Below are 26492 nucleotides of genomic sequence, written 5' to 3' on the forward strand. Positions count from 1 at the left end.
CCTCCTATCCTTCTATATAATCCTCAAGATCAATATTTTCCTCATTGGGTATTCTGATCTTTTCAAACTTCCCTTCGGGTTCGCCCAATGGAACTGTAGCATCAATGCCCATCTTATCGCTTAATCCATCCTTTGTTGAAGGATCAAGCTTGTTTCCGCACGCACCGCTTATGATCATAACATCTCTCGCAGCTTGACATCGTGTTGCTATTGCCCAGTTAACTTCCACCGGATTAAATATATCAACATCCCTATCCACTACGACTACATGTTTTATTTCCTGGCTGCTGCCGAACGCCGCAAACATTGCATTCTTTGCTTCCCCTTCATTCTTCTTTTCCATTTGTATGACCAAATGATATCTCCCTGTGCCCCCTGGAGTAAGATGCACAGCGGTAGTAGTAGGTACTGCATTCTTAACCAGCTGCAAAATACCCCCTTCTCTGGGAATTCCACCTAATAAAAGATGTTCATCAGTGGCAGGAACTATAGTCTGGAAAATTGGATCTTTTCTTGTTGTCATGCATGTAAGCTCTATATATTCACGCTTGCCGCGGGGACCGTAATATTTGGGGTATTCGCCAAAAGGCCCCTCAAGCTCTCTGACATTTGGAAGAATTACGCCTTCAAGTATTATTTCTGCGTGAGCAGGAACCTCAATATCAACTGTTTCACACTTAACAAGTTCCATAGGTTCTCCATAAAGGGCACTTGCTATGCAAAATTCATCTTGTCCCAATGGTGTTAACGCCTGGGAGGACAGCATAGCAATCGGATCCAACCCGATTGCTATCGCAATCTCTAAGGGTTGATTCTTCTTTTCAGCAAGTCTATAATAATGCATCAGGTGTCTGGGCAGCATAAGTATTCCCAGATGGTTCTTATCAGTAACCTGGAGTCTATGTATCGAAACATTTCTTTCTCCGGTTTCAGGATTTTTTGCAATTAAAAGACCCGCAGTTATATATGGACCGCTATCCTTCTCATGGTGTACAGGAATTGGAAGCTTACCAAGATCAACGTCTTTGGTAATGACCTCTTTTACAGGCGAAAGATGCTTTTCTATTATTTTGCATTCCCTAGGGTTTGTTTGAGCTTTTTCAAAATGAGATGCCAGTTCTGACACAGGTACATTTAACGCCTTTGAAAAGAAATCTCTTGATCCTGTTAGACCTGTAACAATAGGAATATTGCTCCCTTTAGGATTGTCAAACATTATCGCATATCGGCCGCATGCTTTTTTCCCTACCGCAGCAATTTCATGCTCAATCGAAACTGCTTTTTTTACATGTTTAAGCTTGCCCATATCTTCTAAGATGTCCAACCATTCACGCATCGACTTGTAACGCATTAATATTCCTCCATTTCTTTATATCAATTGAACATGTTATTATAACATATCTAATATTGAAATATCCACGCCTCTTTGCTTCAACCACTTCGGAAGCAATTCCTCATCAACTTTTTTACTTACTATCGGTGCTTTTTCTATCAATAGCTTAGCCATGGATTCGCTTACATTCATTCCACCCATAGCTCCATCAAAAATAATGACCTTATCTGTCCCTGTGGCATTATATGCAAAATCCATAGCCCCCTCCAGGGTTCTATTGATCACAGCATAATCCATATATTCCAGGTTCATGGGGTCTCTGTCAAATAATTCCCCTTGATCCCGGCCAACTACTACGGTAGGTATATGCCTGGAGAAAAATGCAGAAGGATAACCAGTCCAGGCATAATTATGAACGCACATCTTTATAGCAGGATTAATTGGCGGAGTATCCTCTAATATTGGCTTGTCATTCTTTCCATAGAATGCTTCTGTATACCATGTATAGGGCGGCAAGGGACTTTTAAGATCATAGAGGTCTACATTAGCTCCCGTAAAATTAGCATAGATCACTCCTGCGGAAAATACATATGGTACAGGGCAGGGGAAATCAAGCACTGCGATACATTCATCCACTTCTCCGAACAAGGTCATAACCTTTCCATAGCGTTGGCATCCGATAAAGGTAGCTCTGTCATTTAATGCGTATAAATCATTATCAGAATCTACTCCAACAATTCCATTGGGCCCTACATCCAAAAATGAAGCAAATGCAAATTTGCTTTGGACAAAATCAGACTCAAATATAGCTCTTGCGGTAAAGTTAGCAGCTCTTGGCCCTAAATTTTGATGATAAGTGCTTCTGGTCTCGATACGGGCATAGGACATTCCAAAGGGTTTTACTGCTTTATCTACTTGCCTGTGGAAATGAACTTCCCGGACATCAGTATGGTGAGCATGGATAACCCAATCTGCATCATAAATCTTTTTCAGCCCGTATAATGTTCCAATTTCAGTTTCAATGGGAATCCCTTCATCCACCGGCGCTAAGCCTATAGCTTTACCATTATAATAGGTATCCAGTCCGTAGCTTTTTATATATTCTTCGGTTTCACGGAATCTCATCCCCACTCCGGCACGAAGCCTAATGTTCTTGCTGCCTGTTTTTTCTTCTACAACATCCTTAATGGCTTTCAGCAATTCTGCATAGGGTTCTCCTCCGAAAAGAGTAAAACCATGATGGGATGCAAGAACGTTTACAGAATCTTCAGGCTTGATCATGCTCATATCTACTTTTCTTAAAGAGTCAATTGCAGCTTCCCTTACAGCCTTAATGCCGTTTTCTCCGTCCGGATAAATGACTTTTGGGAGATCCGGAAACAAATCCTGCAATTTAAGAGAACGGATATCAGGTAATTCTGAAGCTCTCTTTTTTACCAATGATGGCTCAATTCCATATTGAGAAGGTTTTGCCGGTATTGGAGTGATTGGTTTATGCATTATTACTTTTTCTCCCTTCCATATCAATTTTTGCAATATCATCTAAAAGTTCTTTGTCCTCTTCAAAATAAAATCCTCTGCTGTTATATTTCTCTGTCACATCCTTTGGTACCGTCCATGCGGTTGCGGTTTTCCCATACCATTGCCAGCCACCTTCAACAGGCTTCAATTCATGGCCGGCTGCATCCAATATCCTTAAAATTGGTTGGATACATTCTATCGTACAGCCTGTTCTGATACCGGTCATAAGTGAAACTTTTTCAGGCGTATCCGCTCCAGCTAATATAGAAGCCGCCACTTCATCAGCTCTGACTCCCGTACAATAGCAAAGAACCTGCTCCGGATTAAAATGAGCCTTAGTACAAATTTCTTTAATCTTCTCCTTGTCAAACTTTGATACATCTATCCCAATTTTCATCGGTGTCTCCCGCGGTACCATTTTGATGGCATAGAAAGGGCAACGTTGCTCACAGTTACCACATGCTCTGCAATCAGATTCATTAACAACAGCCTTTTTATTTTCCACCGTTATGGATAATACAGGGCAGACTTTTGTGCAAATTTTACATCCCGTGCATTTATCTTTGTCTACTTTTGCTGCAAGTGTAACTTGTTTCATTGCATAAAACCTCCTTTTTCGCTTCAGTGATGAAATTTTTTCTGTGATAATTTCTTTGCCAGAGCATTTGCGATCTGCTGTGCGATTTCTGCCTTGCTGCAATGATTTTTTAAACAATCCGTCAAAACCTTAGCAGCGACTCTGACCTCATCATTAGGCCCTGGTAAAGAAATGATATAAGCAGGTCCAACCTGCCCTACAGCAATCTTTACCCCATCCTTTACATGCCGGCCTGTTCCCTGTTGGAATTTAACAATATAGGGTGTTGCAGCATCCGGATCAATCCTTAAAACGCTTTCCACAGATATATCCTTGTCCTCAGCACCAACCCCTCCGGTAGTGATAATGAGGCCAAATGCCCTGGAAACAGCATCTGAGAGTTTATATACCATATCATCAATATCATCTTCGATGATATCTCCTGGAGTAACATTATAACCTTCTTCTTCTAAAAGATTTTTCAAGTATGGAGTATTGGTATCTTCTATCAGATTTTGCTTCAATTCAAAACCGGTAGGAAATACAATAGCCCGCTTAGAAATTTTTTCTTTCATCTCACCGGTCATTGTTTTAATCTTATCGATGACTTCTTTTGGGTTTTCTACATCCAGACAAATCATCCCTAAAATGCCATTGGAATGAATGTAAGTTTCATTTGTAATATTGACTCCTTCTAATTTTGACAGTTCCTGCAGAAGAACTGTCTCTTTTCCCATAATTTTTTCTTCTACAATATCTCTTTCAAGAATATCCAGGGTGATATGACGGGGACGTACATCCACAACCAGAACATTAGCACTATCGAAACCCAGAACTCTTGCTGCAGTTTCTGCCAGTTGGGTAAGATTGACATTGTCCAGGCTTATATTATTTATCCATAATTCTGTTTTTTCCAACAGATTTAATCCCATTTCCTCACCCCTATCCTTCTATATAACATCAAGCCTGATATCTAATAATTGTGCATCAATAATTTCTTTACCTATGTCAATAACATCTATATCAAGCTCAGTCAGCTCTTTTATTTGACTCAATTTCACTTCTCCAGCAAAGGCAATTTTTACTTGTTCTCTTAAGCCCATAGCTTTTACGATTTTGGAGCAAGCATTGGCATCCTCTGCATTTCCTGTATCCACCATCAAAAATGTGCAGCCATTTTCTAGGGCTTGTATTGTCTCCTCTTCTACGGTATACTGCTTTCCTTTAATTTGAATTACCTTAGTATGCAGAGTAAATTCTTTTACAGAACTCAAAGCTGCCGGAATAGACCCCAACATCTTTATATAATTTTTATCTAAATAGATCATATCATCTTGAGTGACTCTAAAGGAAGCACCTCCTGCCGCAACTGCCATTCTTACGCTGTTTTTAATCGCCGGGGGCATCTTTTTCCATGCTCCCGACACTATTTGGATTTTTCCCTCTGAAAGCTCTACCGCTTTTCGTGCAGCAGTTGCTATACCGGAAAACTTGGATAGAGTACCTATGATTTTTTCCTCGGCTAATGCCATGTTTTTGGGAGTGGCTGCTATCATGCCGATGATCTTTCCCTTTTCAACCCAATCTCCGTCTTTGTGATAAATTTCAAGCTCCGCACCGATTTCCTTTGCAAGCTGCAGAGCATCATCAATTCCTGAAAGGCACCCATCCTTCTCAGGGATTAACTGGGCTTGAAATTTCTTATCTATAATGTTTTTAAAGATCACATCTCTTATGTCCTTCATGTGCTTCCTCCCATATTTGCCACCAGCAGTTATTATTTTTTCTTGCTCATCTCGTATGCAACTTCTATTATCCAATCCTCTTGGCCGCCCACTGCTCTACGCCTGCCAAGCTCTACCAAAACATCCCTTACATCAACATTAAATCTCTCTGCTGCACGTTTAGTATGCAGTAAAAAGCTTGAATAAACTCCGGCATAGCCTATCATCATCGCATCCAGGTTTAATTGAGTTCTGACCCCTTTTTCCTCTAATATGGGGATTAATGCTTTTGTGCTTGCATCCATTGTCTTATAAAGATCTGCATTATGCTCTATATTCATTCTGTTTAATACCGCAACCAATGTTTCTGTCGATGTATTGCCGGCCCCTGCCCCCAATCCCGACAGGGACCCATCTATATATGTGGCACCCGCTTCAATGGCTGCCAAGCTATTAGCAATAGAAACGCCCAGGTTGTTATGTGAATGGTGTCCTATCGGCACCTTTAGATTACGCCTCATGGCAGAAATCTTTTCTGTGACATCCTTTGGAAGCATTGCACCGCCTGAATCGGTTACATATACCACATCTGCTCCATAGGATTCCATCTTTAACCCTTCCTCTACCACTCTATCAACATCTGCCATATGAGCCATCATCAAAAATCCCACCGTAAATAATCCCATATCTTTTGCAGCTTTTATATGTTGCTCTGCAATATCCGCCTCTGTCACGTGGGTAGCTACCCTTACTGCTGTTGCACCGCATTCCCTTGCCTTTTCCAACGTCTCTGCCGTTCCAATACCCGGTATTAAGAGAACTGTCAGCTTTGCATTTTTTATTACTGATGCTGCTGCTCTTACTAAGGAATAGTCATCATATTTCCCAAAACCATAGTTTATACTTGAACCTGTAAGTCCGTCACCATGTCCAAGTTCAATCATATCTATCCCGGCATCATCCAATGCTGACACTACCCTCATCACATCATCCGGTGTAAATTGATGGGACACTGTGTGGCTGCCATCTCTAAGAGTCGTATCCGTTAAAAATATTTTAGGCATTTGCAGCACCTCCAATCAATTTTTTCGCATAGTTTTCAGCTATATTTATCGCTGCTGCATTAATTATATCGAGATTGCCCGAGTATACGGGCAAGTAGTCCCCCAGTCCCTCGACCTGAACCATTGTCGTTACAATATCATCTTGAATGATTGGCTCTAATAATATTTTGTATCCGGGCACATATTTCTTAATTCTTTCTATACATTCGTTAATTGCTCCTCTTATTACGTTTATGTCCGTATTTTTTACCCTTGTATAAATCGTATTTCTCATATAGATTGGAGGTTCGGCGGGATTAAGTATTATTATTACCTTAGCTTCATCAGCACCTCCAACATCTATTAACGCTTTCCTCGTTGTCACAGTAAATTCATCTATGTTTTTTCTGGTTCCCGATCCTGCACTTTTACTGCTTATCGATGAGACCACTTCAGCATATGTGACATCAGCTGCATTATTTATTGCCGCTACTATCGGTACCGTGGCTTGTCCTGCACAAGTGACTAAATTTACATTGTCTCCTTCCAGTATCTCATGTGTTAAATTAACCGAAGGAACAACATAAGGCCCCACTGCAGCCGGTGTCAAATCAATTGCAAACTTACCGCTTTTTTTTAGGATAGGAGCATGGACTAAATGAGCTGCAGCAGACGTGCAGTCAAATACAATCTTAATATCTCCTTTATTTATAATGTGTTGAATTCCATCAGTCGATGTTTCAATTCCCATCTTCTGTGCATATTCAATTCCTTTTGAATGCCTGACATTAACTATACAATCAGCCTCCAAATAAGGGCTTCTTTTTATTTTATATAATAAATCCAGACCAATGTTCCCAGGTCCTATTATGCCGACTTTAACTTTCTCCAATTTAGCTGCCTCCCATTTTTCATATAAATCTTACTGCTATATCTCCTAATTCTGAAAATACTGCTTTATATTCTTCACCGGATTCTGCAGGCAATGCTGCCGTAATTGCCCCGGATAATACCACTTCTCCCTTTTTGAGAACAACTCCATATTCATACAAAGTATTGGCCAGCCAGGCAACAGCATATGCCGGATCGCCTAACACATCAGCTCCAACACCTTCATTGATTTTTTCACCATTCTTATACAATTTCATAGTTACTTTCTTTAAATCCATATCCTTAGGGTTTACCTTTTTATCGCTGATAACATACCTGCCGGATGATGCATTGTCAGCAATTGTATCAATAATATTGATTTTCCAGTTTGTGATTCTGCTATCCACTATTTCAATAGCTGCTGCTACATAATCGGTTGCATTGATTACATCTTCTATAGTCACATTTGGACCTTGAATATCATCTTTTAGAACAAATGCAATCTCACCCTCTACTTTCGGCTGCAGCATCGTACTTCTATCTATTTTGTTGCTTTTTACCTCCATATAGTCCAGCAAATGACCAAAATCAGGCTGGTCTACACCAAGCAAGTTTTGCATGGCTAAGGATGTCAGGCCAATTTTTTTCCCTGTTACTTTTTTCCCGGACAAGGTTTCCTTATTGACGTTGATTAATTGAATCTTATAGGCATCTTTAATTTCCAGCTCTGGATTTGACTTCGATACTGCATCTATTGCCATACAAGTTTTTTCTGCCTCTTTGAGAGATGATGCAATCTCCTCAAACTTTGAATTATTCACTATATTTTCCTCCTTAAAATAGATCTTAGAGCTCAGGATGAACATGTTCCTTTTGGATTTTATTAGTTGTGATAGACCAGTGATTTATGTTTGAGTCAATGATATAAGTTTTGAAGTTTGTCATTGCTGAACGGCGTTCTCATTTGTGGTTATAATAATAAAGGCAAACGCCTTATTATTCTTCATAGCCAAGCTTATATGAGATTTTTCGTGCTGAATCCTTTATGATGCTGATGATATTCTCCATCCTTTTATCTGTCATTCTAACTGTTGGTCCGGATACACTTATGGCATATTTGGCATTCCCTTTATGATCAAATATTGGCGCGGCAATACACCTTAAGCCAATGCTATTCTCTTCATTATCCATAGCATATCCTTTTTCTCTTATATCTGCCAATCGTTTCAAAAGCTCGTTCTTGTCAGTTATGGTATGTTCTGTCATAGGCTCCAAAGCATCAGGCAACAAATTATTGATTTTTTCATCGTCTATATAAGCAAGCATAGCCTTCCCCATGCCGGTGCAATAGGCAGGCATCCTGGAGCCAATGGTGGTAAAAATCCTCATGGATTGGTTAGACTCTACTTTGTCCAAATATATAAGTTCATCACCATCTAACTTACTAAGATGAACAGTTTCATTTAATTGCTGCGAAACTTCTTTTATGATCGGATGGGCTATATCTCTTATATCTATTGAGCTGGCAACTGTATCTCCTAATTTCATAAGATATAGTCCGAGCCTGTATTTTTGCGTTTCTTCATCCTGATCTATCAATCCATTATATTTTAATGTGCTGATTATCCCATGAACTGTGCTCTTATTCAAACTCAATTCATCTGCAATTTCTGACAATTTCATTTCTTTTCTTTGTTTAGAAAAGCATTTCAAAATTGAAACCGCTCTGTCAATCGATTGTACTCGTTTATAATTTTCCATTGTCGTACTCCTTGTTTTTCTCAATTAAACTTTACCATGTACATCTCAAAAAGTAAACGGAAAAATCCAAAAAATTTTACAATAATGAACGACGTTCTATTTTGCCGAATACTCTTGCTAAGGCAAAGCAGCAAAAGCATTTAATCTAGTATAGATTTATATAAATTGTAAACTTAAAAAAACTTGGGGTCATGCCCCCAAGTCTCTATAAACAAAAACATATAGAATTCTCTGAAAGAAAGATCAATCCTTGCGCTTGTCACCGAAAAAGAAAAGTGCAACAGTCCCAGGTCCTGTATGTGCACCGATTACGGTGCCCACACTGTTGATCATGACCGGGCCGTTGAGGTGGGGAAATTTTTTCTCGACCAGGTCCGCCACCTTGCGTGCATCGTCATAGCATGCTGAATTGGATATAAAGCACTTGCCAGAGTATTCGGTACCATTTTGCGCATGCACTTCCATCATGTTCACAATCTGGGCGATGACGTGCTTTTTCCCGCGAATCTTCATGCGAGGAATTAGTTTTCCGTCATAACTCATATTTAACAGGGGACATATGTTCAGCAAAGTTCCCGCAATTGCAGATGCAGCTGATATACGGCCGCCGCGTTTATAATGTGAAAGGTCGGTGGAAAAAAACCAATGATGCACATTCAGTTTATTTTCCTCTACCCAAGCGTACACCTCTTCAAGTGTTGCACCATTGTCCCTCATGTCAGCAGCCGCATCGGTAAGCAGTCCATAACCCGATGATGCACCCAGCGAATCCACAATCAGGATACTCCGATCCGGATACTTTTCTAAAAGCTCCTCCCTCGCTACACAAGCTGAATTGTAAGCTCCGGACAAACCCGTGGAAAGAGAAATGTGTAAGATTTCTTTGCCATCCTTTAAATACGGTTCAAAAAATCTAATAAACTGCTCCACGTTCACCTGGGATGTAGTTGGCATCGCTCCTGCCGCAATTTTACCATAAAATTCTTCAAAAGACATGGTTTGTCCCAAATCATCCAAATATTCCTTCCCATCTATATTGTAATGAAAACAAACAAATGGGATATTCCTTTTTTGAAAGTATTCATATGGCATATCTGCTGTAGAACAACAAGTAAGAACATAATCAGACATATTCAATGCTCCTTTATACCACGGTAATTATTATTTTATACTTTTTATACACGATATTTTTGTTCTGTTAATAAGTGTACATTAATGCCGGAAACTTAATTGGTTTTAGTAAGTTATTATAACACATCAATGTAAAATTTTCTACTTTTTCAAAATTTGTATAAGTATTCTCCCTGTTAAACAGAGGCAGAGCAAAAATATGAATACACTTTGTTTTTCACATTTTAAGCACTTGCATATATAACTTAGAAGCGAAAATACCATCCCCAATGCTTTTATTCTTGAATGCAATCACTTAAATTCGTTCTCATCATTATAAGGCGAAGCAGCAAACACCTGAACAGGTTTAATCTCCCCATTTTCATATTTATAATAAGTATACAACCTGCACAATGCAAGAGGAGGACAACGTAAAATAGAAACACTGCAAAGTTCTGGCTGTCCGTCTCCATCATAGTCCTTAACAATGTACCAAAGCGGATGGGAATAGAATGTATCCTTTGCTTCTAATTGCTGTTTAAAAGAGTCCTTCTCTCCTAAAAACCTTTTAAATTCATCTGTGTCAATCTTCACGATAATATCCCTATTAAGAGCTGGAAAGCTGACATTCACATTATTTTCTCCCATATACTTTATAGCTCGTTCCGCATCCTTGATCTGAACCTCCCTAATACTCCCCTCGATGTACTCATACGCATTTATTATCCCTGTAGAGCCTATTCCATTGGTAGCCCAAGAGTATATCAACAGTACTGCTTTTCTTTTTCCGTTTTGCTCCTGCTGAAACTTTAGTTCAGGCATTTCTCCAGTAGTACGATAAGGCTTAGTAAACCATTCTTCATCTTTCAATGCAATAGCTTTGCTTCCATTTATGCTTACGGTTAAATCACCCTTTAGATCTTCTCTTCTGCCTCTTTCATAGGACAATTCAATATTTTCATCTATTCCATCACCATTTATATCTTCTGTATAGGTTTTAACCATCACCTGTATTTTCTCTTTACAAATATTAACGGTCTTATTTCTGTTATCAAAAACAAGGCTGTCCCATAAGGGCTTGCTGTCTCCCCACAGAGTATAAAGCTGTTTTTTCCCTTCAAAGTGAAATATATTTCCTTTTAATGTAAACAATATGTCGGCTGCTCCTTCAAATTTCAACCGATAATCCCAATATGTGTAATCAAATCCCTTTGTCAGTTCCCCTTCTTCTTGTAGATTCATGTTCGATTCCTGAACCTTTGAAAGCATATCATCAAATATGTATACGAGAGGTTTGGCTGCACTATAGACAGCGTTTTCGCTATTTTTCTGGATCTTCAAAGAGTGATAAGATTTGTACAAGTCATCCAAGCTTCTGATTAATTCCTGATCTTTGAGCATACTTTCTTCAATTTCAGTTGCATTTGAAAAGTCCGTTTCCTTCACTAAATATATCTTAAAATCCGATGATACCTTATTATTTCCTTCATTTGAATTAGAACAGCTGATCGCCATTGCTAAAAACATAAAAAAAGCAGTCAATAATATAGTCAATCTCTTCATACATCCACCCCCAGCATTCTATCATTATGACGAAAGCCCCTTGAAAAAGTTTCCTAACAATTTTAACATTTAATTTAGTAAAGATTTATATAGAAATCTATAAGGAGCCTATCATCCTATACATAATTAATAACATCAATTATACAAATTAAGTGCGATAGTGCGGTGCCTGACGCCATATATGATCAGACCACTAAATGCCCCTTCTTTTCGGCAACCGTAATCGTTGCTTCTATACCAGAATTAAATTGGAGATAGTCCCTTTCAATGCCATCACTGAATATCACTCCGTTTTCCGGCATTTGAGATAATATCTTAAGAGGACTTGCTTTGGTTACTTTTCCAAAGACAATATCTGCTTTAGATGTTTTGCTCGGAAAAGGCTCACGCACAGAAAAATATAAGTAATCGCTATTCCACGGTAAGCTTCTTTCCTGCTGCACCTTTATTTTCTTATCTGAGATTTCGTTTACTATGTTCGCAGCACCTGCGAGGATACTCTTTAACCAGCCGGTTGAGCCAAGTCCTGTTGATACAATAATTCCACTTGAAGACTGATATTCATGCCGATTTCCCAATTGAATATGATATCTTGAAGATACATGCGTCCTTTGACCTATGAAAAGGTCATTAACTGCGAAAATAGTCTGCCCGTCATTTAAAGTAGCCTTTGCCATAGAAACCTCTTTAATCTGCCTTCTCTTTTTAAAAACTTCCTGGACGATTAGTTTTAAATCACCCACCGTAAATGGAAGCAATACGCCATCCCATCTGGCAGGGTCCGGGTTTATCCCAATCAACAGCTGATCTGAAAGATACTTTAATGTATTTGCTACAAGTCCATCCTGGCCTATAACCACTACGATATCATTATCTCCGAATATGAAATTGGGCACATATTCTCTATCAACGACCTGAATCCTCCCAAGTGCTTCTAACTGGATATGAGCTTGGGATATCGCTCTCTTATACTGTTCGTCCTCAAGGATATAGTCTGAAAAATCACTACCCATATGTTCAATATAAAACTTAGCTTGAGCTATGGTGTTATATCTGGCAATCAAATCTTCGAGTCTTGTTTTTCTTTTTACCAACACTATCTTATTTTCAGTTAATCTTTCTATAATCATTTTGATTCCTTCATCAATTGCTGAAGCAAGTCCGGTGATATATTAAGCTGGCCTATCTGCCCCGCTTTTTCAGCCAACTCCTGGAATGCTATTGCAATAAGCTTATTGGGCTGCATACCTATGCTTGCAAGAGATTGTATTACATTTGTGTCTATCCCTTGCAAGGCCTTCATAACTGCAGACAATTCATAGGCTTTTGCATCTGCTTCTGCCTTTGAGTTCTGGACTGTGAGCTCAATAAGGTCTTTTCGCTTTTCCTCCAGAGTAGTTTCAAAATTCAATTGTTCTTCTTTAAGCTGGTTTTGCTTCTGCTGAACAGATCTTTCTGCCTCTAGCTGAGTTTCCCTTATTTGTTTTTTCTTATTTTCAATTGCAATTTCTGTGTTGAATTCATTTTCCTTTACACGCCTTTCCTGCTCAATTGATGCATTCCGCCTTTCATAAATAGCTTCATCGGCTTTTTTAAGTATCTGTTCTCTTGCTTGGGCTTCAAGGGCTCTGGCAGTTTCCTTATTGGGAAGGATGGCAAGTATTGAAAGGCCTAATATCTCTATTCCAAGAAGGTTTATCTCTTCATTCTTTCTTATTTCGTTCAATATTCCTTTTGCCAGAGCTTCGCTGGACTTAATAGCATCCTTTAGCTGCAAACCCTCCAGCATCTTCTTTGTAAGCACTCTTACTATGTTTATAACCCTTTGCGACAGCTTTTGAGGATCATCGGAGATATACCCCTTCCCTTTCATATCAAGGGTATAATTGAGAAATTGTGCAATCTTCTTTTGATCAACTATCCTGAATGTAATCTGACCTTGAACTGTTACAGTTTGAAAATCTGAGGTTACTTCTTCAAAAATGAAAGGCGCATCTACGCTTCCTACAGGTACAACAACAATTGACGTAGCAGGAGCATAGTAGTAAAACGATATTCCTGCACCTTCTTTTACTATCTTACCGTTTCTGTACTTCAGGACATACTCACTTGGCTGGAACTTAATAAATCTGAAACCAAACATGCTTTGACCCTCCTTTACTTAAATGTTGAATGGCAAACTCTCCCGTTCTATTTTGCCGAACACTCTTGCAGTAACCTTTCTCTTATATCCCACAATGGCTTTGACAAATCGACATAGTATTTATGCGGGTTTTCAAATCTTTTTACCGCATCCCACAATGTATCGATTTGCTCTTTGCAATAACTCTTTATTTCCCCTAACTTTGGACTTGCATATACACAAGTGCCCTTATCGAAAATCCTGATTAAAAGCCTTTTCGCAATAAAGTTAGATACAGTCTTCCTTTTCCATGTATATTCAGGGTCAAAGAGTTCATAAGGCTCACTTTCATCTATAGTCTCATCATTCTTTGTAAGCACATCTGCAATTGCTTTTCCGCTTCCCTTGTCAAAAAGCCTCCAGATTTGTTTAAATCCCGGATTGGTTATTTTCTCTACATTTTCACTAAGCTTTATTTTAGGAATAATTTCACCATTTTCTTCAACTGCTACCAGCTTGTAAACCCCGCCGAACACAGGATCTGACTTGGAAGTGATCAGGCGCTCCCCGACACCGAACAAATCCACCTGTGCGCCTTGTATAAGTATATCCCTGATAATAAATTCATCCAGTGAATTCGACGCAACGATTCTGCAATCCTGAAACCCGGCTTCATCCAGCATCTTCCTGGCCTCTTTCGAAAGATATGTGATATCCCCGCTATCGATCCTGATCCCCTTAGGCCTGAAGCCTCTCGGAAGTATTTCCTCGTTAAATACTTTTATTGCATTGGGAACACCGGATTTCAATACATTATAGGTATCTACAAGAAGTGTGCAATTATCAGGATATGTTCTTGCATAAGCACGGAACGCCTCTAATTCATTTGAAAATATCTGAATCCAACTATGCGCCATCGTACCCATAGCCGGAATACCAAATTCTTTCTCTGCGATCGTACATGCAGTGCCAACGCACCCGCCTATGTATGCAGCCCTTGCACCGTATATAGCCCCATCATAGCCTTGAGCTCTTCTTGAGCCAAACTCCATGACATCCCTTCCTTGGGCAGCCCTGACGATGCGATTTGATTTTGTAGCTATCAGGCTTTGATGATTTATTGTCAATAGAATCATTGTTTCAATAAACTGAGCTTCTATAACAGGTCCTCTGACTGTTACTACAGGCTCATTGGGAAATATCGGAGTGCCCTCAGGTATAGCCCAGACATCACAGCTTAATCTAAAAGCTTTAAGATATCGCAAGAATTCTTCACTGAACAGATTTTTACTCCTTAGGTATTCGATATCCTCATCATCAAATCTTAGGTCTTTCAGATACTGTATAAGCTGCTCAACTCCAGCCATTATCGCAAAACCTCCATTATCGGGAACCTTTCTGAAAAACATATCAAAATATGCAATTTTATCTTTTAAGCCATTCTGAAAATATCCATTTGCCATGGTCAATTCATAAAAATCCGTCAGCATGGCCAAGTTCATCCTATCCATTTATTTCACTCCCTTAACCACTTCTATTCCATTGATCATCATATTGTATAGGGCCGATACATTCATCAGGTCACCGTTATGCAAGCCGAAATCATAAGTTTCAACCGCATTTACAGGAATGATCACTCTTGCTTTTTTGTTCTGCATATTGAACCAGGTCTTTAATGTTATCGCAAATTGCTGTATACAAATATCTGTGCAGTCACCGGTAACTATGAAGGTATTTATATGTTCATTTTCCTTAAGCCATTTCTGAAATTCTTCTTCAAGAAAACCGTTTGTAGAATTTTTAGGGATAAGGGTATAACCTCCGATCTCCTTAAGCTCATCAACGATTTCCCCTTCGCTGGTTCCTATCATGCAATGTGCCGGATAAGCATCAAATTCCGGCGAAGCTTTTGTATGGCAGTCTGCAAATGCAAGCTTTGCAACCTGCAATTCGTTGCAAGCCTTTAACAATCCTGCTATTTCCGGGATCAAGCCTTCCACTCTCGGGCTCCTTAACGCCCCTTCCCTGGCAAAGCCATTTACCATATCAATTATTACAATGGCTGTTTGTTTCCCCTGTAAATCTTTCAATCGGATAACAGGGAGTTTTGCCAGCATAGCATATATTTCTTCAAGAGTCTCACCGCTTCTTTTCAAAAACTCATCTCTATTCATTATTCTCATATAGATTTCTCCTCTCACTTCGAAATATTAGACCAGTTAGGATTAAACCTGAATAATTTTGAAGGCCTATGGCCTGCATCCTTGGTATATTCATTGGTTTCAATCACCATTTCGGCGACCTTCCTTCTGAAATTTGCTTTTAACAGCTCCGCATCAAGGATAACCTCGTATACTTTCTGGAGCTCAGTAAGAGTAAATAGTTCCGGCATTAGATTAAATGCTATATCCGTATACTCAATTTTGCTGCGCAGCCTTTCAATTCCATACTCTATGATTTTTGCATGATCAAAAGCTATTCCATTTGATTCAACTACTTCTCTCTCCACTCTTGTTACTTTCCCCTCGACAGTCTTTATAATCTTTAGAATTGCAGAAAGGCTATCCTCATCGCTGGACAAACTCAATTTGAATAGTCTTTGAAGGATATATCCCTTTTCAGTTACTGTCTTTTGTTCTTGATACAATTTACAGGAAACCGTAAACCATTTTGCATCATCCGCATCATCACTGGCTCTGATTTCAAGCGTCGAACTATCAGCCAATGACATATAGGAGGTGCTTATCACTCTTGTACGCGGGTCTCTGGCTGCATCCCCCCATGTATAAAGCTGCTCCATATATATATCATCAATGTTGGTCTCCTCTTTTAATTCCCTTATAGCAGCTTCATCCAAGCTTTCACCCATTTTTACAAACCCACCGGGCAGAGCCCATTGTCCTATGTATGGATGGTCTCCTCTTTTAATCATTAAAAGCCTTAAGACTTTTTCAGGAAGCTTCCTGTAGTTTTTCTTTTCTTCATCAGTCACTGTAAAAATCAGCATATCTACTGTCACCGAAGGCCTCTCATATTTACTCGCATCATATGTGGCTAAGAATTGCTCTTCGGTAAGACCTTGTTTATTTTTTATTACATTATCCGACATTACATCACCTACATTTTTTATTTATTATAATGATAATATCATTTTGTTATTATCATTATAATACTATGTGTATTTTCTTGTCAATACCCTTTTATTATCTAATAAAAATACCTGCATTTATCATAAATAAAGATATTTATTGATTTGCTAAATAGGCAGGCGCACCACAAATACTGTACCTTGGTTGCCATTGGATTCAATCCCGATTTGACCGCCGTGGCGCTCTATAGTATCTTTAGCAATCGCCAAACCTAGTCCGGCCCCACCGGTTTTGCGGGAACGCGAAGTATCCACCCTATAAAAAGGCTCAAATATCCGCTCTCGCTGCTGCTGACTGATGCCAATGCCGCTATCGGCGATCCTGACGGACACGTGCCTTTCCTCTGCAGCAAGGCAAATTTCAACACTGCCGCCCTTAACATTGTATTTGACTGCGTTTTCCACCAAGTTGGCCAGAGCGCGATAGAGCATGGCTGCATTAGCAGGCAAAAGCCGTTGGAATTTGTCGGTTATACTTGTAGTAAGCTGTTTTTCTTCTATTTGCGGCTGTAAATCCCATAAAATATCCTGAAGCATCAAATTCAAATCCACATTGTCTTCAAAACTATAATCGTGCTGCATAGACATCGTAAATAAGTCGTTTACCAGTTTGATCATTCGTTCGGTCTGCTTCTCTGCTACCTGTACCGTCCAGGCATATTCCTCCGAAGAAGGGTTTTCTTCCAGTCCCAGCACATCCAAGCTGGTTTTGATAGCAGCCAACGGCGTTTTCAATTCATGTGCGGCAGCAGAAGCAAAACTTTTTTGCATGTGAAAAGCTTTTTCCAAACGTGATAAAAGCATATTGAAAGAATCCGCCAGCCGGTTGATTTCATCCCCGGCTTGAAAATTATCGATGCGCACATAGAGATCATGTTCGCTTATGCTATTGATTTTTTCGCTCAATTCATGCACAGGCCTCAGAGCATAACCTAAGGCAAAATAAGTAAAAAAGCCGCCCATCACAATTACGACACACATAAGCATGATGCTCTGATCATTAAATTCTTCACTGGCCTGAGCTATGGTTATTGTATCTTGATCTGTATATTCGCCTGCATAACCGCTCTCATTAGCCGAATTGACATTATATATTGTACTGGAATTATCAGAGGATTGGGCCGCTTTGAATATGGAACTTGCATTGTAAATAGAGCTGCCGGTCAAGATAAAGGCTAAAATAATTATGATTACGACCGTAACCAGCGTCAGCCGCATGCGTAAAGAAAGTCTTTTCATCCCTGATCCCTCTCCTTTCCCAGCAGATAGCCCGCCCCTCGTATATTTTGAATGATATTATATCCCACGGTATCACTCATTTTTTTCCGCAGCAAACTTATATGTACTTTGACAGTGCCGGAAAATAAAACATCATCCTCGGCCCACACATGCTCAAGCAATTCCTCGGCACTGACCGGTCTGTCTTGATTTAAAAGCAGGTATTCCAAAATTGCGTATTGCTTGGGTGGAAGTTCGACTACTGCACCTGCGGCAGTCCTAACAATACGCTTCACCGTATCCAGTAAAATCCCCTCACATTGCAGTACGCTTTCCTTCTGCACGAAGGACCGTCTTAGCAAATTGCGCACACGGGCTTCCAATTCGCCAAAATCAAAGGGCTTTATCAGGTAATCGTTAGCACCCAAATTCAATCCTTCAATACGGTGGGTAAAGCCGGAACGGGCTGAAAGAATGATAATTCTCTGCTGCCAATCTGTTTTACGGATGGCCTGCAATATTTCCAAACCATCCATACCCGGCAGGTTCAAGTCAAGTATAATAAGATCATATGAATTTATTTGAGCCAGTTCCAACCCCTCCACTCCGTCTGCCGCTCCATCCGCCAGATATCCCAGCTTCCGAAATCCTCGCAGCAAAGCAGTGCGCAAATCATTTTCATCTTCTATAATCAATAGCCGCATTTTCTTTCCTCCTTTGTCAAGACTATCCTTTACAATATCATAATTATAGTATAGCAGTGCCATGGTTAATTTTGAGTTAAGACACCAAAACATTTCTGAGCTTAACCTTTTCTTAACCTGCTGTTTTATATAATACTTTTAAAGATTAAAAATTTACGAGGAGGTTTTATAATGAAAAAAATGATAATAGCCATTTGCTGCTTTACTCTGCTTTTTTCTGGAAGCATACAAGCCAGCGGAGAACCGCAGCTGCCGAAGCCTATTACCGTTACCCGCAATGGTCTCATTATGTCGGTAAGGCCGGAGCTGGAATTGCTGACAATTGTCCAATACATGGGCAAGGATAATATGAATATCCGTTATGGATTGATCAGCCGTTTTTATACGAATTATAAAAAGGACATTGACGACCATTTTCGAAAATATGATAATCATCCGGCCGTGCAGTATTATGAAAATGCCGCCTTTAGTGCCATCGATGAACCGCCTGCCATGATTCTGTTTATGAGACCGGACTTTACGGTGGATGAAGAAGCTTATCGGAGCTATATCAAACAGTTTGACTCAAATGACTTCTACTTTGATGAAATAGAAAAACTGCAGGAGTTTTTCGACCTGCTGAAAGATTTCTATTTAGCCAGCGATTTTGAATCATTCTTTAAAAAGCATATAGATTACTACCAAACTATATTGAACAATACTCTGGCGATTTTGCCCGAAGAAAACCTGCTTGGCTATATGGAAGAGTTCTATGGTCAGAAGTTTGACGAGTATAATGTGGTGCTGGTCACCCTGTTCCACACCGGAGGCTTTGGTCCCTCAATAGCCAAAGGCGAGCAGCGATTTATTTATTCTTTGCTGGGACCCAATGATGTAGCAGACCGCATCCCTGCCTTTTGGGATTGTGACTATTTTACGGAACTGGAAGCCCACGAATTTGGCCACAGCTTTATCCCGATTTCCGGTGAAGAGCATTTTGCCGAATGGATTGAAAAGAGCGAGCATTTATTGGAGCCAATTTCCAGAGAGATGGCAGGCCTCGCTTATTCTAATTGGGATACCGTTCTGGAAGAACTGATTCTGAGAGCTTGTGTAATTGAGATGATGAAATATTACAATCCGAGACGAGCAGAGCAATTGTTGATAGAAGAGCGAGAAAATGGATTTATTTATATCGATACCGTTTGCAAAAGCATTAACAAATATCTTGCCAACCGTGCCATATATAAAAATTTCAATACGTTTATACCTGTAATTATTGAAGATTTGATTGTCACATATCCACAATGAATATAAAAGGCCACCCTGCAAAAAGGTTACATTGTTTCAATAAATACAAAATTGCATCAAGAATCTATACTGTGAGCAGAGGATAACGCCTGTAATGATTGTGGACGAAATACATATGGCTGCTATTCAATTTTAGAATTGGCACCCGGGGAAGCCAATATATCCTCAACTTTCGCCCTAATACCCCGCTGTCTGCGCTTAAGAACATTTTTGATCCTATAATGTACCGATACACTTATGGAATACCAGAGCCTTTCTCCCATAATGTGGCATTACAATATTGTTTTATACCACCCTTTGAATATAATTGAATTACAAGTAATGTAGGAGGAGAATACAAATGGATAAAATTAATGAATCAAGCAAAGACTTAGCTCAGCTTTTAAAGGGCGGAGTCATAATGGATGTTACAAATGCAAAGGAAGCAAGAATTGCCGAAGAAGCGGGGGCTGTAGCTGTTATGGCTTTGGAAAGGGTTCCTTCAGATATAAGAAAAGAAGGCGGAGTATCTAGAATGTCAGACCCTAAAATGATTAAAGAAATTATGAATACAGTAAAAATTCCTGTAATGGCTAAGGTGCGCATCGGTCATTTGGTTGAAGCACAAATATTAGAGTATTTAGGCATTGATTATATTGATGAAAGCGAAGTATTAACACCTGCTGATGAATTATATCACATACACAAAAAAAGTTTTAAGACACCTTTTGTTTGCGGCGCAAGAAACTTGGGTGAAGCCCTAAGGCGTATCGGAGAAGGAGCATCAATGATACGAACAAAAGGTGAAGCAGGGACTGGAAATGTTGTTGAAGCAGTAAGACATATGAGGACAATCATGTCAGATATCAGAAAACTTCAATTAATGCCAAATGAAGAATTGATGACAGCTGCAAAAGAAATGGGCGCTCCCTATGATTTGGTAAAATACGTATCAGAAAAAGGCAAATTGCCCGTTATAAATTTTGCAGCCGGCGGTATTGCTACACCTGCTGATGCAGCCCTCATGATGCAGCTTGGTTGTGATGGAATATTTGTTGGCTCAGGGATATTCAGATCAGGTAATCCAGAAAAAAGAGCAAAAGCAATAGTAAAAGCCACAGCACATTTTAACGATGCTAAGGTTTTGGCAGAAGTTTCGGAGGATTTGGGAGAAGCTATGTCAGGCATTGAAATAAATACCTTATCTCAAGAGAACCAATTTGCCAATAGAGGTTGGTAAAGGGTAATTGTAACTATTGTATATGTTCAATTTTAAAGACATAGGGCAGGTAATAATACTGCCGTCATGAATATGCATATATGATCAGAAGCAAAAATAACCGTCCCCAATGCTTCTTAAAATTATTGACCCTTCAATATGTTTGACAAAGCGCAACTTATTGCGTATAATAATAAGCAATAAGTTGCGTAATGATTTGGAGGATTACAATATGGATATTCCGACCAAAGAATACCTCTTTGGCAGTATTTTTCTTCTCGCAAATAAGCTGCAAACTTTGGGAGACGCTGTCTTGGAGCATATGACATTAAAGCAATGGTTACTGCTTATCATGATTTTTAATATGGAGAAGAAACAGCCATCCGTAACAGAAATAGCAGAGTTTATTGGCAGCACCAGGCAGAATGTACGAAAAATGCTGGAGGTTCTCTCTGCTAAAGGCTATGTTACGCTTTGCGTAAACAAACAGGATAAACGGAATTTATCCGTAGCTCTGACTGAAAAGACATTTCTGTTCTTCACCCAGTTTGAGACCAAGGGTGCTGCCTTTTTAGAACAGCTTTTTGATGGAATTAACGCTGATCTTCAGGAAAGCGCCAGAATCACGATGGAAACACTTTTTAACAATCTCGAAAGGATGAAAATGCAATATGGAAAAAGCGATCGTCATATATAAATCCAAGTATGGCTTTACCAAAAAATATGCGCAGTGGATTGCGCAGGAGTTAGGCGCGGAGCTAATGGAAGCCGGAAGGATAAAACCTTCGGATTTACGAAATTATGATGTCATTATTTATGGCGGCGGCCTTTATGCGGGCGGCGTAAACGGCGTTTCGTTGATCACCAAGTCGTTTCAATCTATTGCGAATAAGTCGCTGTACCTTTTTACTGTAGGCGCTGCTGATGTAAGCGATGAAAAGAATATAAACAGCATCCGCAGTTCGTTATCGAAGGTGCTTACTCCTGAAATGGAGAGCAAAATTAATATCTTCCATTTTAGAGGCGGCATTGATTACCCGAGGCTCAATTTTATTCATCGCATCATGATGAGTATGATGGTGAAAACGATCAGAAAGAAATCGGAAAGCGAATTGAGTACGGAAGAGAAAGATATGCTGGCAACCTATGGTCAAGTTGTGGATTTTACGGACAAATCCGCCATCGGTGACATGATTGATGCAATAAAAGCCCGAACGTAATCACATTTTCATGGCGGTATGAAATTTTCTCTGTAAATAGCTTTTTATGACAATATTTGTGTGAGTTTGCAGGCCAGAGTTTGGCATGCAATCCCTAACTACACTTTAGTGAAAAACGAATGGCATGCCAGGAGCGCCCTTGGAAAGGGCGTTTATTTACTCTTGATATGCCGTTTGTTTTTTGCTACTCAGAAAGCCTGCCTTCATACATGATGGACAGCTCCCCATAGACCTTACCCCGGTTACGTAACGTTAAGGTCCATTTTTTTCACAGTCTCTGGGGGCATGCCCCCAAGTCTCTATAAACAAAAACATCTTAATCTATAAAAATATAATAAATTAACCTCTTGTGCTAGGTAATTTGATTTCAACTAAAGGAATATTATACCAATGAATGAGGATATAAAATCCCTGATAGATAGTACCTATGTGGATTAATTATCCAAATACTAACTCTTTGATTCTTGAATGTGACTCACGGCCTATAAGTTTATTGATGTAATAACACAAGTTATACGCTAATAGCTTGGTTTTAATCCTTGTTTGCAGCCCCCAAAAAGACTTCGCAAGTACTCTTTCAATATTGAGTTGGCAAACTAGTTGGGACGCTGATGTTTCAATCCTTCGCCTTAATCTAAAGATGGTTTGACGCAGTTCCTTAGGGAATTGGATTTTGCTGCTATTCCTTTTAAGAGGCAAGATATTAATATCTTTTTCAGCTTTTAGGTCTGCAGCAAAATCATCACCTATATAACCTTTATCACCAAACATAGTGATATTGCTATAGCCACTGATTAAATCCCAGGTAGCTGCTCTGTCATCAATGTTAGCAGAGGTAATTACAGCATCAGTTATGAAACCATCTATGGTTGCAAGCATGTGTAGTTTATATCCCAGATATGTTTCCTTTTTGGAGGCACATTTACCATAAGTAGCGCCAAATCCTTTAAATGTCTTATGAAAATGCGCTCTTCCAAACTTGCATACTGGAATAGGAATGCTGTCAATAATCCTGTATGGCTGGTTTATATGTTCTGTAAGAGCAGAAATCTTCTTTCTGATTTCTTCTATTACTGCATGAAGGTTTCTTCTTGTTCTATTAAACCTAGACCTACTGCAGAGCCTTGGAAACAAGTCTCTCATATTCTTCTTACAGAAACCAAACCAGGCATTTTCGGAATCAATGGTTAGTAATTCAGCAACAATACTTAAGGTAATTATTTCACTATCACTCATCTTAGAAGTATTGATATTACAACGATTTTTAATATGTGTTGGAGTAACATCCTGGCAAATGTCGTCAATTATGACATAAGCGACAGTTACAAAGTCTTTTAAATCTCCAATTTCTTTGATAGAATAAGTTCTATCAAGCTCCAGCATATATGTGACCCCCTATCATTTTTGTCGCTATTAATGATAGGTTACATAATATGTTGGAGTTTTTCATTCGTAGATTTTTGGTAAATCAAAGCTAGCACAACGAGTTAAGTTAACAAATAAATTTGTCCAGATGCCATAAGAATTATAATAAGGATTTGAAAAATTTGTTACAACTAATTTATACTCTGTATTATTATCAATACGATAAGAATCAATTGTAGTACTCGTAGTTGAGTATAATTCTGCACGTTTATATTTTAAATAATTATTTTCTAATACATAATAATATTCTTCTCCGCGCCCTACCCCTGCTCCATTAAAATACTCAGTATTTTTAAGATAATTAGAATCAGTTACTTTAATCCACTCTCCAGCTGCCTCAACCTCCCCTATCCCCAACTGTAGAAAATGTTTATTAGATGAAGATTTTTTGCCAATTCTTGTATGAATATTTATGCTTCACCATTTCTTAGAAAATTTCCATTTTTATTTCTTTAAAAGCGTCTCTTTTATACGATAAATTGCTGCAGTATCAATATTATTATGGTTTAATGGGTGATGCTGCATATCTTTATACAGGTCAGTAGTATCGATATGCGTATAGATTTCAGTTGTTCTAAGGTTTTCGTGGCCCGCTATCGATTTCAGCTTTAAGAGCTCCATACCGCTCGCATATAGCAAGGTAAAGCAAGTGTGTCTCAGCTTATGCACGGATAGCCCTTTGCGATAGATGCCGGTTTTTTTTGCTAACCGTATAAACAAATCCTGTACTCCTCTTTCGCTGAATGGCAAACCATACTTGTTTAGAAATACAATGTTTGTTTCTTCTTTTGGTACGCGTCCATGCATATTCTTGGCTTTATATATATTTGAGTCATTTATGTAATCTTTTAAAGCATTTTCTGCTCTTTCGGGCAGCGGCACCGTTCTTTCTTTGCTGCCTTTACCATAGAAGGTTACTGTATGATTTCTATAGTTTATTTGATCAAGCCGCAAATGCTGCAATTCAGAAAGCCTTGCCCCGGTCAGCAAGAATAGTGAAAATATGGCATAATCTCTAACCACATTATTAGATAACAGCTTGATGCCGAGCAAAAAATTTTCAGCTTCATCAACTGTCAGGTATGTAGGTAAAGTTTTAGGAAGCTTAGGCTTTTTTATTTCCAGCATTATATTTTCATAGTTTTTTATCTTTTTTTGTTCAACCAGGTATGTATAGAAGGATTTTAGCGCAGATATTTTCAAGCTGATCGTTGATATTTGATTTATTTTTACATCCTTTAGATATATCAAATATCTTTTAACCATTTCTGCTTTGATATCCGGAATAGTGATTTCTTCGAGTTTTTCTATATTTGTTACATATGAAGTGAAACAATAGAGACAATTCGTATATGTAGTTACAGTTTTCTTGCTTAAGTTTTTTTCAATAGACAGATGATACCCAAAGTTTTTGATTTCTTTCTCCATAATTGCCCCTCCAAATCGATTAATAATATACATATCCAATATAACACACTGGGTAATTATGGTTTTTAAATATATAATTTATAAGTTTTTGTCAATTTAAAGCTTGTAATACAATGGTCAAATACATTTTTCGATATACTAACATTTTCTATATAAATCATTATTTACCTTTATATATCGTTCACCATTTTTCAACATATTATTCCTTTTATTTACATAGCCCTTTGAATGCTCAGCCTTTCAAATTTGTTGATATTTTTTATTAGATGGATTAATATATAATAAATTAGAAATGTTTAACAAGGAGGCGCAACTATGAATTTTAGAGAATTTTTAGCCAATCTTCAGTCTATCAGAGATTATGAAGAAAGCAGTGTAGAAAGCATTGTTCTCGGCGATATTAGAGCATATTTGGGCGAAATAAATACTACTGTCGGCAGAGAAAAAGGCTTTTCATTCATATTGTTTGAAAATGGTTCAGATATTTTTAAAAAGCTTGAAGGGGTGGGCGGTTACAGCGGTGTAATGATCAAAAGCCCATATTATATAGGCCTTTCTCTGGCAAATGAAAAGCTTGAAACCGAGTTTTTAGGCGCATATTTTATGCAGTCCATAGTAAAAAAGCTATTTGAAACGGATCTGGGAAGCTGCTGGATAAATATAAGGAATGTGCCCTCCCAAGTAAAAGCTGATATCTTGAAGGATGATAAGAATAATATAAACTACTTGCTGGCTTTTGGAAAAGTAGATGAAAAAGCCCTGAAGCAAAAAGCCCCGTCCATGTTTGTACAGAATGTATCTTCATCACATAAGACGGACCCTTATGGAACTCAGATCATCGAGACCACCGGCCTTGATAATGCAAGGCTTGCAGTAGGAGAAGTCGTTTATATGCATGAATGGGGGAATGAGGCTTCCTATGAGGAGCTGGAGACCAGAGGTATTGCAGACTTATTCTTATATGTGAGAAATGCTCCTTCTTATAAGAATATTCAGCCATGCCGCTTCATACTAAAGGACGGGGAAGCATATTTGGCCATCCTCAGCCCGGAAAACAAAGAAAACTATGTGGATGCAGGCATAATGATGTACACGGCGGAAGGCCTGTCCAAGGACCTGGGGATTCCGGGAAAATGGAGCTTCGTTGAAGACAGCGCTTATAATAAGGAATATCGCATCATAGCCAAAATAGAGCTTTAAAAATAGCAGGCCCACGCCTGCTATTTTTAATATCCTT

Annotated in this window: 26 protein-coding genes; 5 read left to right on the forward strand and 21 right to left on the reverse strand. The window is 38.9% G+C overall.

Annotated elements, in window-relative coordinates; translation table 11 throughout:
* Window positions 1–4: 4 nt before the first annotated feature.
* From AC4HCY_RS17955 to AC4HCY_RS18040, 18 genes are all read right to left on the reverse strand, one after another.
* Window positions 5–1351: a UbiD family decarboxylase gene (locus AC4HCY_RS17955; protein ID WP_323431543.1), complete on the reverse strand. Its 1347-nt coding sequence runs from the start codon at window positions 1349–1351 to the stop codon at window positions 5–7.
* 39 nt (window positions 1352–1390) lie between these two features.
* Window positions 1391–2833 (reverse strand): hypothetical protein, encoded by a 1443-nt coding sequence (locus tag AC4HCY_RS17960; protein WP_491094796.1) that lies wholly within the window; start codon window positions 2831–2833, stop codon window positions 1391–1393.
* Window positions 2826–3452, reverse strand: a complete 627-nt coding sequence (locus AC4HCY_RS17965; protein ID WP_491094797.1) for a 4Fe-4S binding protein — start codon at window positions 3450–3452, stop codon at window positions 2826–2828. Before AC4HCY_RS17965 ends, AC4HCY_RS17960 begins: the two co-directional genes overlap by 8 nt.
* 23 nt (window positions 3453–3475) lie before the next feature.
* A complete protein-coding gene (locus AC4HCY_RS17970) occupies window positions 3476–4363 on the reverse strand; it encodes a molybdopterin-binding protein (RefSeq protein WP_491094798.1) in 888 nt (295 codons plus the stop codon).
* An 18-nt stretch (window positions 4364–4381) separates the two neighbouring features.
* A complete protein-coding gene (locus AC4HCY_RS17975) occupies window positions 4382–5176 on the reverse strand; it encodes a quinolinate phosphoribosyl transferase (protein ID WP_491094799.1) in 795 nt (264 codons plus the stop codon).
* A 32-nt stretch (window positions 5177–5208) separates the two neighbouring features.
* Complete coding sequence (dmpG, locus tag AC4HCY_RS17980) at window positions 5209–6219, reverse strand: 4-hydroxy-2-oxovalerate aldolase (RefSeq protein WP_491094800.1); 1011 nt, start codon at window positions 6217–6219, stop codon at window positions 5209–5211.
* Window positions 6212–7090, reverse strand: a complete 879-nt coding sequence (locus tag AC4HCY_RS17985; RefSeq protein WP_323433936.1) for an acetaldehyde dehydrogenase (acetylating) — start codon at window positions 7088–7090, stop codon at window positions 6212–6214. The genes dmpG and AC4HCY_RS17985 overlap by 8 nt, the downstream gene beginning before the upstream one ends.
* 19 nt (window positions 7091–7109) lie before the next feature.
* Window positions 7110–7889 carry a 2-keto-4-pentenoate hydratase gene (locus AC4HCY_RS17990; RefSeq protein WP_491094801.1) on the reverse strand — a complete coding sequence of 260 codons (780 nt, stop codon included), beginning with the start codon at window positions 7887–7889 and terminating at the stop codon, window positions 7110–7112.
* 175 nt (window positions 7890–8064) lie between these two features.
* Window positions 8065–8829, reverse strand: coding sequence for an IclR family transcriptional regulator (locus AC4HCY_RS17995; protein WP_323433934.1), 765 nt, complete (start codon window positions 8827–8829; stop codon window positions 8065–8067).
* A gap of 243 nt (window positions 8830–9072) precedes the next feature.
* Window positions 9073–9960 carry a DegV family protein gene (locus AC4HCY_RS18000; protein WP_491094802.1) on the reverse strand — a complete coding sequence of 296 codons (888 nt, stop codon included), beginning with the start codon at window positions 9958–9960 and terminating at the stop codon, window positions 9073–9075.
* Window positions 9961–10251: 291 nt separating this feature from the next.
* The gene (locus AC4HCY_RS18005) at window positions 10252–11502 is read right to left on the reverse strand and encodes a hypothetical protein (protein ID WP_491094803.1); all 1251 of its coding nucleotides are present in this window, start codon (window positions 11500–11502) and stop codon (window positions 10252–10254) included.
* A gap of 185 nt (window positions 11503–11687) precedes the next feature.
* Window positions 11688–12629 carry a diacylglycerol kinase catalytic domain-containing protein gene (locus AC4HCY_RS18010; protein ID WP_491096145.1) on the reverse strand — a complete coding sequence of 314 codons (942 nt, stop codon included), beginning with the start codon at window positions 12627–12629 and terminating at the stop codon, window positions 11688–11690.
* A complete protein-coding gene (locus AC4HCY_RS18015) occupies window positions 12629–13645 on the reverse strand; it encodes an SPFH domain-containing protein (RefSeq protein WP_491094804.1) in 1017 nt (338 codons plus the stop codon). Before AC4HCY_RS18015 ends, AC4HCY_RS18010 begins: the two co-directional genes overlap by 1 nt.
* A 47-nt stretch (window positions 13646–13692) precedes the next feature.
* Window positions 13693–15135 (reverse strand): nicotinate phosphoribosyltransferase, encoded by a 1443-nt coding sequence (locus AC4HCY_RS18020; protein WP_323433932.1) that lies wholly within the window; start codon window positions 15133–15135, stop codon window positions 13693–13695.
* Window positions 15136–15807 (reverse strand): cysteine hydrolase family protein, encoded by a 672-nt coding sequence (locus AC4HCY_RS18025; RefSeq protein ID WP_323433931.1) that lies wholly within the window; start codon window positions 15805–15807, stop codon window positions 15136–15138.
* 14 nt (window positions 15808–15821) lie between these two features.
* A complete protein-coding gene (locus AC4HCY_RS18030) occupies window positions 15822–16733 on the reverse strand; it encodes an NrtR DNA-binding winged helix domain-containing protein (protein WP_323433930.1) in 912 nt (303 codons plus the stop codon).
* A 147-nt stretch (window positions 16734–16880) separates the two neighbouring features.
* A complete protein-coding gene (locus AC4HCY_RS18035; protein ID WP_491094805.1) occupies window positions 16881–18011 on the reverse strand; it encodes a sensor histidine kinase in 1131 nt (376 codons plus the stop codon).
* Complete coding sequence (locus AC4HCY_RS18040) at window positions 18008–18694, reverse strand: response regulator transcription factor (RefSeq protein WP_491094806.1); 687 nt, start codon at window positions 18692–18694, stop codon at window positions 18008–18010. The genes AC4HCY_RS18035 and AC4HCY_RS18040 overlap by 4 nt, the downstream gene beginning before the upstream one ends.
* A gap of 171 nt (window positions 18695–18865) precedes the next feature.
* Between AC4HCY_RS18040 and AC4HCY_RS18045 the strand changes: the two genes are divergently transcribed.
* From AC4HCY_RS18045 to AC4HCY_RS18060, 4 genes are all read left to right on the forward strand, one after another.
* The gene (locus tag AC4HCY_RS18045; protein WP_491094807.1) at window positions 18866–19984 is read left to right on the forward strand and encodes a DUF4932 domain-containing protein; all 1119 of its coding nucleotides are present in this window, start codon (window positions 18866–18868) and stop codon (window positions 19982–19984) included.
* A gap of 340 nt (window positions 19985–20324) precedes the next feature.
* Window positions 20325–21203, forward strand: coding sequence for a pyridoxal 5'-phosphate synthase lyase subunit PdxS (gene pdxS, locus AC4HCY_RS18050; protein WP_323433926.1), 879 nt, complete (start codon window positions 20325–20327; stop codon window positions 21201–21203).
* Window positions 21204–21414: 211 nt separating this feature from the next.
* Window positions 21415–21879 carry a MarR family winged helix-turn-helix transcriptional regulator gene (locus tag AC4HCY_RS18055; RefSeq protein ID WP_491094808.1) on the forward strand — a complete coding sequence of 155 codons (465 nt, stop codon included), beginning with the start codon at window positions 21415–21417 and terminating at the stop codon, window positions 21877–21879.
* On the forward strand, window positions 21854–22402 hold the full coding sequence (locus AC4HCY_RS18060) for a flavodoxin domain-containing protein (RefSeq protein WP_491094809.1): 549 nt from the start codon (window positions 21854–21856) through the stop codon (window positions 22400–22402). Before AC4HCY_RS18055 ends, AC4HCY_RS18060 begins: the two co-directional genes overlap by 26 nt.
* A gap of 438 nt (window positions 22403–22840) precedes the next feature.
* On the opposite strand, the gene AC4HCY_RS18065 is transcribed toward AC4HCY_RS18060, so the two are convergent.
* The 3 genes from AC4HCY_RS18065 to AC4HCY_RS18075 form a co-directional block, all read right to left on the reverse strand.
* On the reverse strand, window positions 22841–23785 hold the full coding sequence (locus AC4HCY_RS18065) for an IS982 family transposase (RefSeq protein WP_491094810.1): 945 nt from the start codon (window positions 23783–23785) through the stop codon (window positions 22841–22843).
* 63 nt (window positions 23786–23848) lie between these two features.
* Window positions 23849–24184 (reverse strand): hypothetical protein, encoded by a 336-nt coding sequence (locus AC4HCY_RS18070; protein ID WP_491094811.1) that lies wholly within the window; start codon window positions 24182–24184, stop codon window positions 23849–23851.
* Between the two features lie 87 nt (window positions 24185–24271).
* Window positions 24272–25255, reverse strand: a complete 984-nt coding sequence (locus tag AC4HCY_RS18075; protein WP_323430571.1) for a tyrosine-type recombinase/integrase — start codon at window positions 25253–25255, stop codon at window positions 24272–24274.
* A 315-nt stretch (window positions 25256–25570) separates the two neighbouring features.
* Here AC4HCY_RS18075 and AC4HCY_RS18080 point away from each other — a divergent pair, with 315 nt between their 5' ends.
* A complete protein-coding gene (locus AC4HCY_RS18080) occupies window positions 25571–26455 on the forward strand; it encodes a nitroreductase family protein (protein ID WP_491094812.1) in 885 nt (294 codons plus the stop codon).
* Window positions 26456–26492: the final 37 nt, after the last annotated feature.

The organism is Lutispora sp. QWL-02 (assembly GCF_058315355.1).

Excerpts from the sequence above, each read along its gene's own strand:
- AC4HCY_RS17995 (WP_323433934.1), bottom strand. The coding sequence starts at position 8,829 with ATGGAAAATTATAAACGAGTACAATCGATTGACAGAGCGGTTTCAATT.
- AC4HCY_RS17955 (WP_323431543.1), bottom strand. The coding sequence starts at position 1,351 with ATGCGTTACAAGTCGATGCGTGAATGGTTGGACATCTTAGAAGATATG.
- AC4HCY_RS18045 (WP_491094807.1), top strand. The coding sequence starts at position 18,866 with ATGAAAAAAATGATAATAGCCATTTGCTGCTTTACTCTGCTTTTTTCT.
- AC4HCY_RS18025 (WP_323433931.1), bottom strand. The coding sequence starts at position 15,807 with ATGAGAATAATGAATAGAGATGAGTTTTTGAAAAGAAGCGGTGAGACT.
- pdxS (WP_323433926.1), top strand. The coding sequence starts at position 20,325 with ATGGATAAAATTAATGAATCAAGCAAAGACTTAGCTCAGCTTTTAAAG.
- AC4HCY_RS18035 (WP_491094805.1), bottom strand. The coding sequence starts at position 18,011 with ATGAAAAGACTTTCTTTACGCATGCGGCTGACGCTGGTTACGGTCGTA.
- AC4HCY_RS18055 (WP_491094808.1), top strand. The coding sequence starts at position 21,415 with ATGGATATTCCGACCAAAGAATACCTCTTTGGCAGTATTTTTCTTCTC.
- AC4HCY_RS18075 (WP_323430571.1), bottom strand. The coding sequence starts at position 25,255 with ATGGAGAAAGAAATCAAAAACTTTGGGTATCATCTGTCTATTGAAAAA.
- AC4HCY_RS17970 (WP_491094798.1), bottom strand. The coding sequence starts at position 4,363 with ATGGGATTAAATCTGTTGGAAAAAACAGAATTATGGATAAATAATATA.
- AC4HCY_RS17975 (WP_491094799.1), bottom strand. The coding sequence starts at position 5,176 with ATGAAGGACATAAGAGATGTGATCTTTAAAAACATTATAGATAAGAAA.
- AC4HCY_RS17965 (WP_491094797.1), bottom strand. The coding sequence starts at position 3,452 with ATGAAACAAGTTACACTTGCAGCAAAAGTAGACAAAGATAAATGCACG.
- AC4HCY_RS18080 (WP_491094812.1), top strand. The coding sequence starts at position 25,571 with ATGAATTTTAGAGAATTTTTAGCCAATCTTCAGTCTATCAGAGATTAT.
- AC4HCY_RS18030 (WP_323433930.1), bottom strand. The coding sequence starts at position 16,733 with ATGTCGGATAATGTAATAAAAAATAAACAAGGTCTTACCGAAGAGCAA.
- AC4HCY_RS18000 (WP_491094802.1), bottom strand. The coding sequence starts at position 9,960 with ATGTCTGATTATGTTCTTACTTGTTGTTCTACAGCAGATATGCCATAT.
- AC4HCY_RS18065 (WP_491094810.1), bottom strand. The coding sequence starts at position 23,785 with ATGCTGGAGCTTGATAGAACTTATTCTATCAAAGAAATTGGAGATTTA.
- AC4HCY_RS18005 (WP_491094803.1), bottom strand. The coding sequence starts at position 11,502 with ATGAAGAGATTGACTATATTATTGACTGCTTTTTTTATGTTTTTAGCA.
- AC4HCY_RS18060 (WP_491094809.1), top strand. The coding sequence starts at position 21,854 with ATGGAAAAAGCGATCGTCATATATAAATCCAAGTATGGCTTTACCAAA.
- AC4HCY_RS18040 (WP_491094806.1), bottom strand. The coding sequence starts at position 18,694 with ATGCGGCTATTGATTATAGAAGATGAAAATGATTTGCGCACTGCTTTG.
- AC4HCY_RS18015 (WP_491094804.1), bottom strand. The coding sequence starts at position 13,645 with ATGTTTGGTTTCAGATTTATTAAGTTCCAGCCAAGTGAGTATGTCCTG.
- dmpG (WP_491094800.1), bottom strand. The coding sequence starts at position 6,219 with ATGCCTAAAATATTTTTAACGGATACGACTCTTAGAGATGGCAGCCAC.
- AC4HCY_RS17960 (WP_491094796.1), bottom strand. The coding sequence starts at position 2,833 with ATGCATAAACCAATCACTCCAATACCGGCAAAACCTTCTCAATATGGA.
- AC4HCY_RS18020 (WP_323433932.1), bottom strand. The coding sequence starts at position 15,135 with ATGGATAGGATGAACTTGGCCATGCTGACGGATTTTTATGAATTGACC.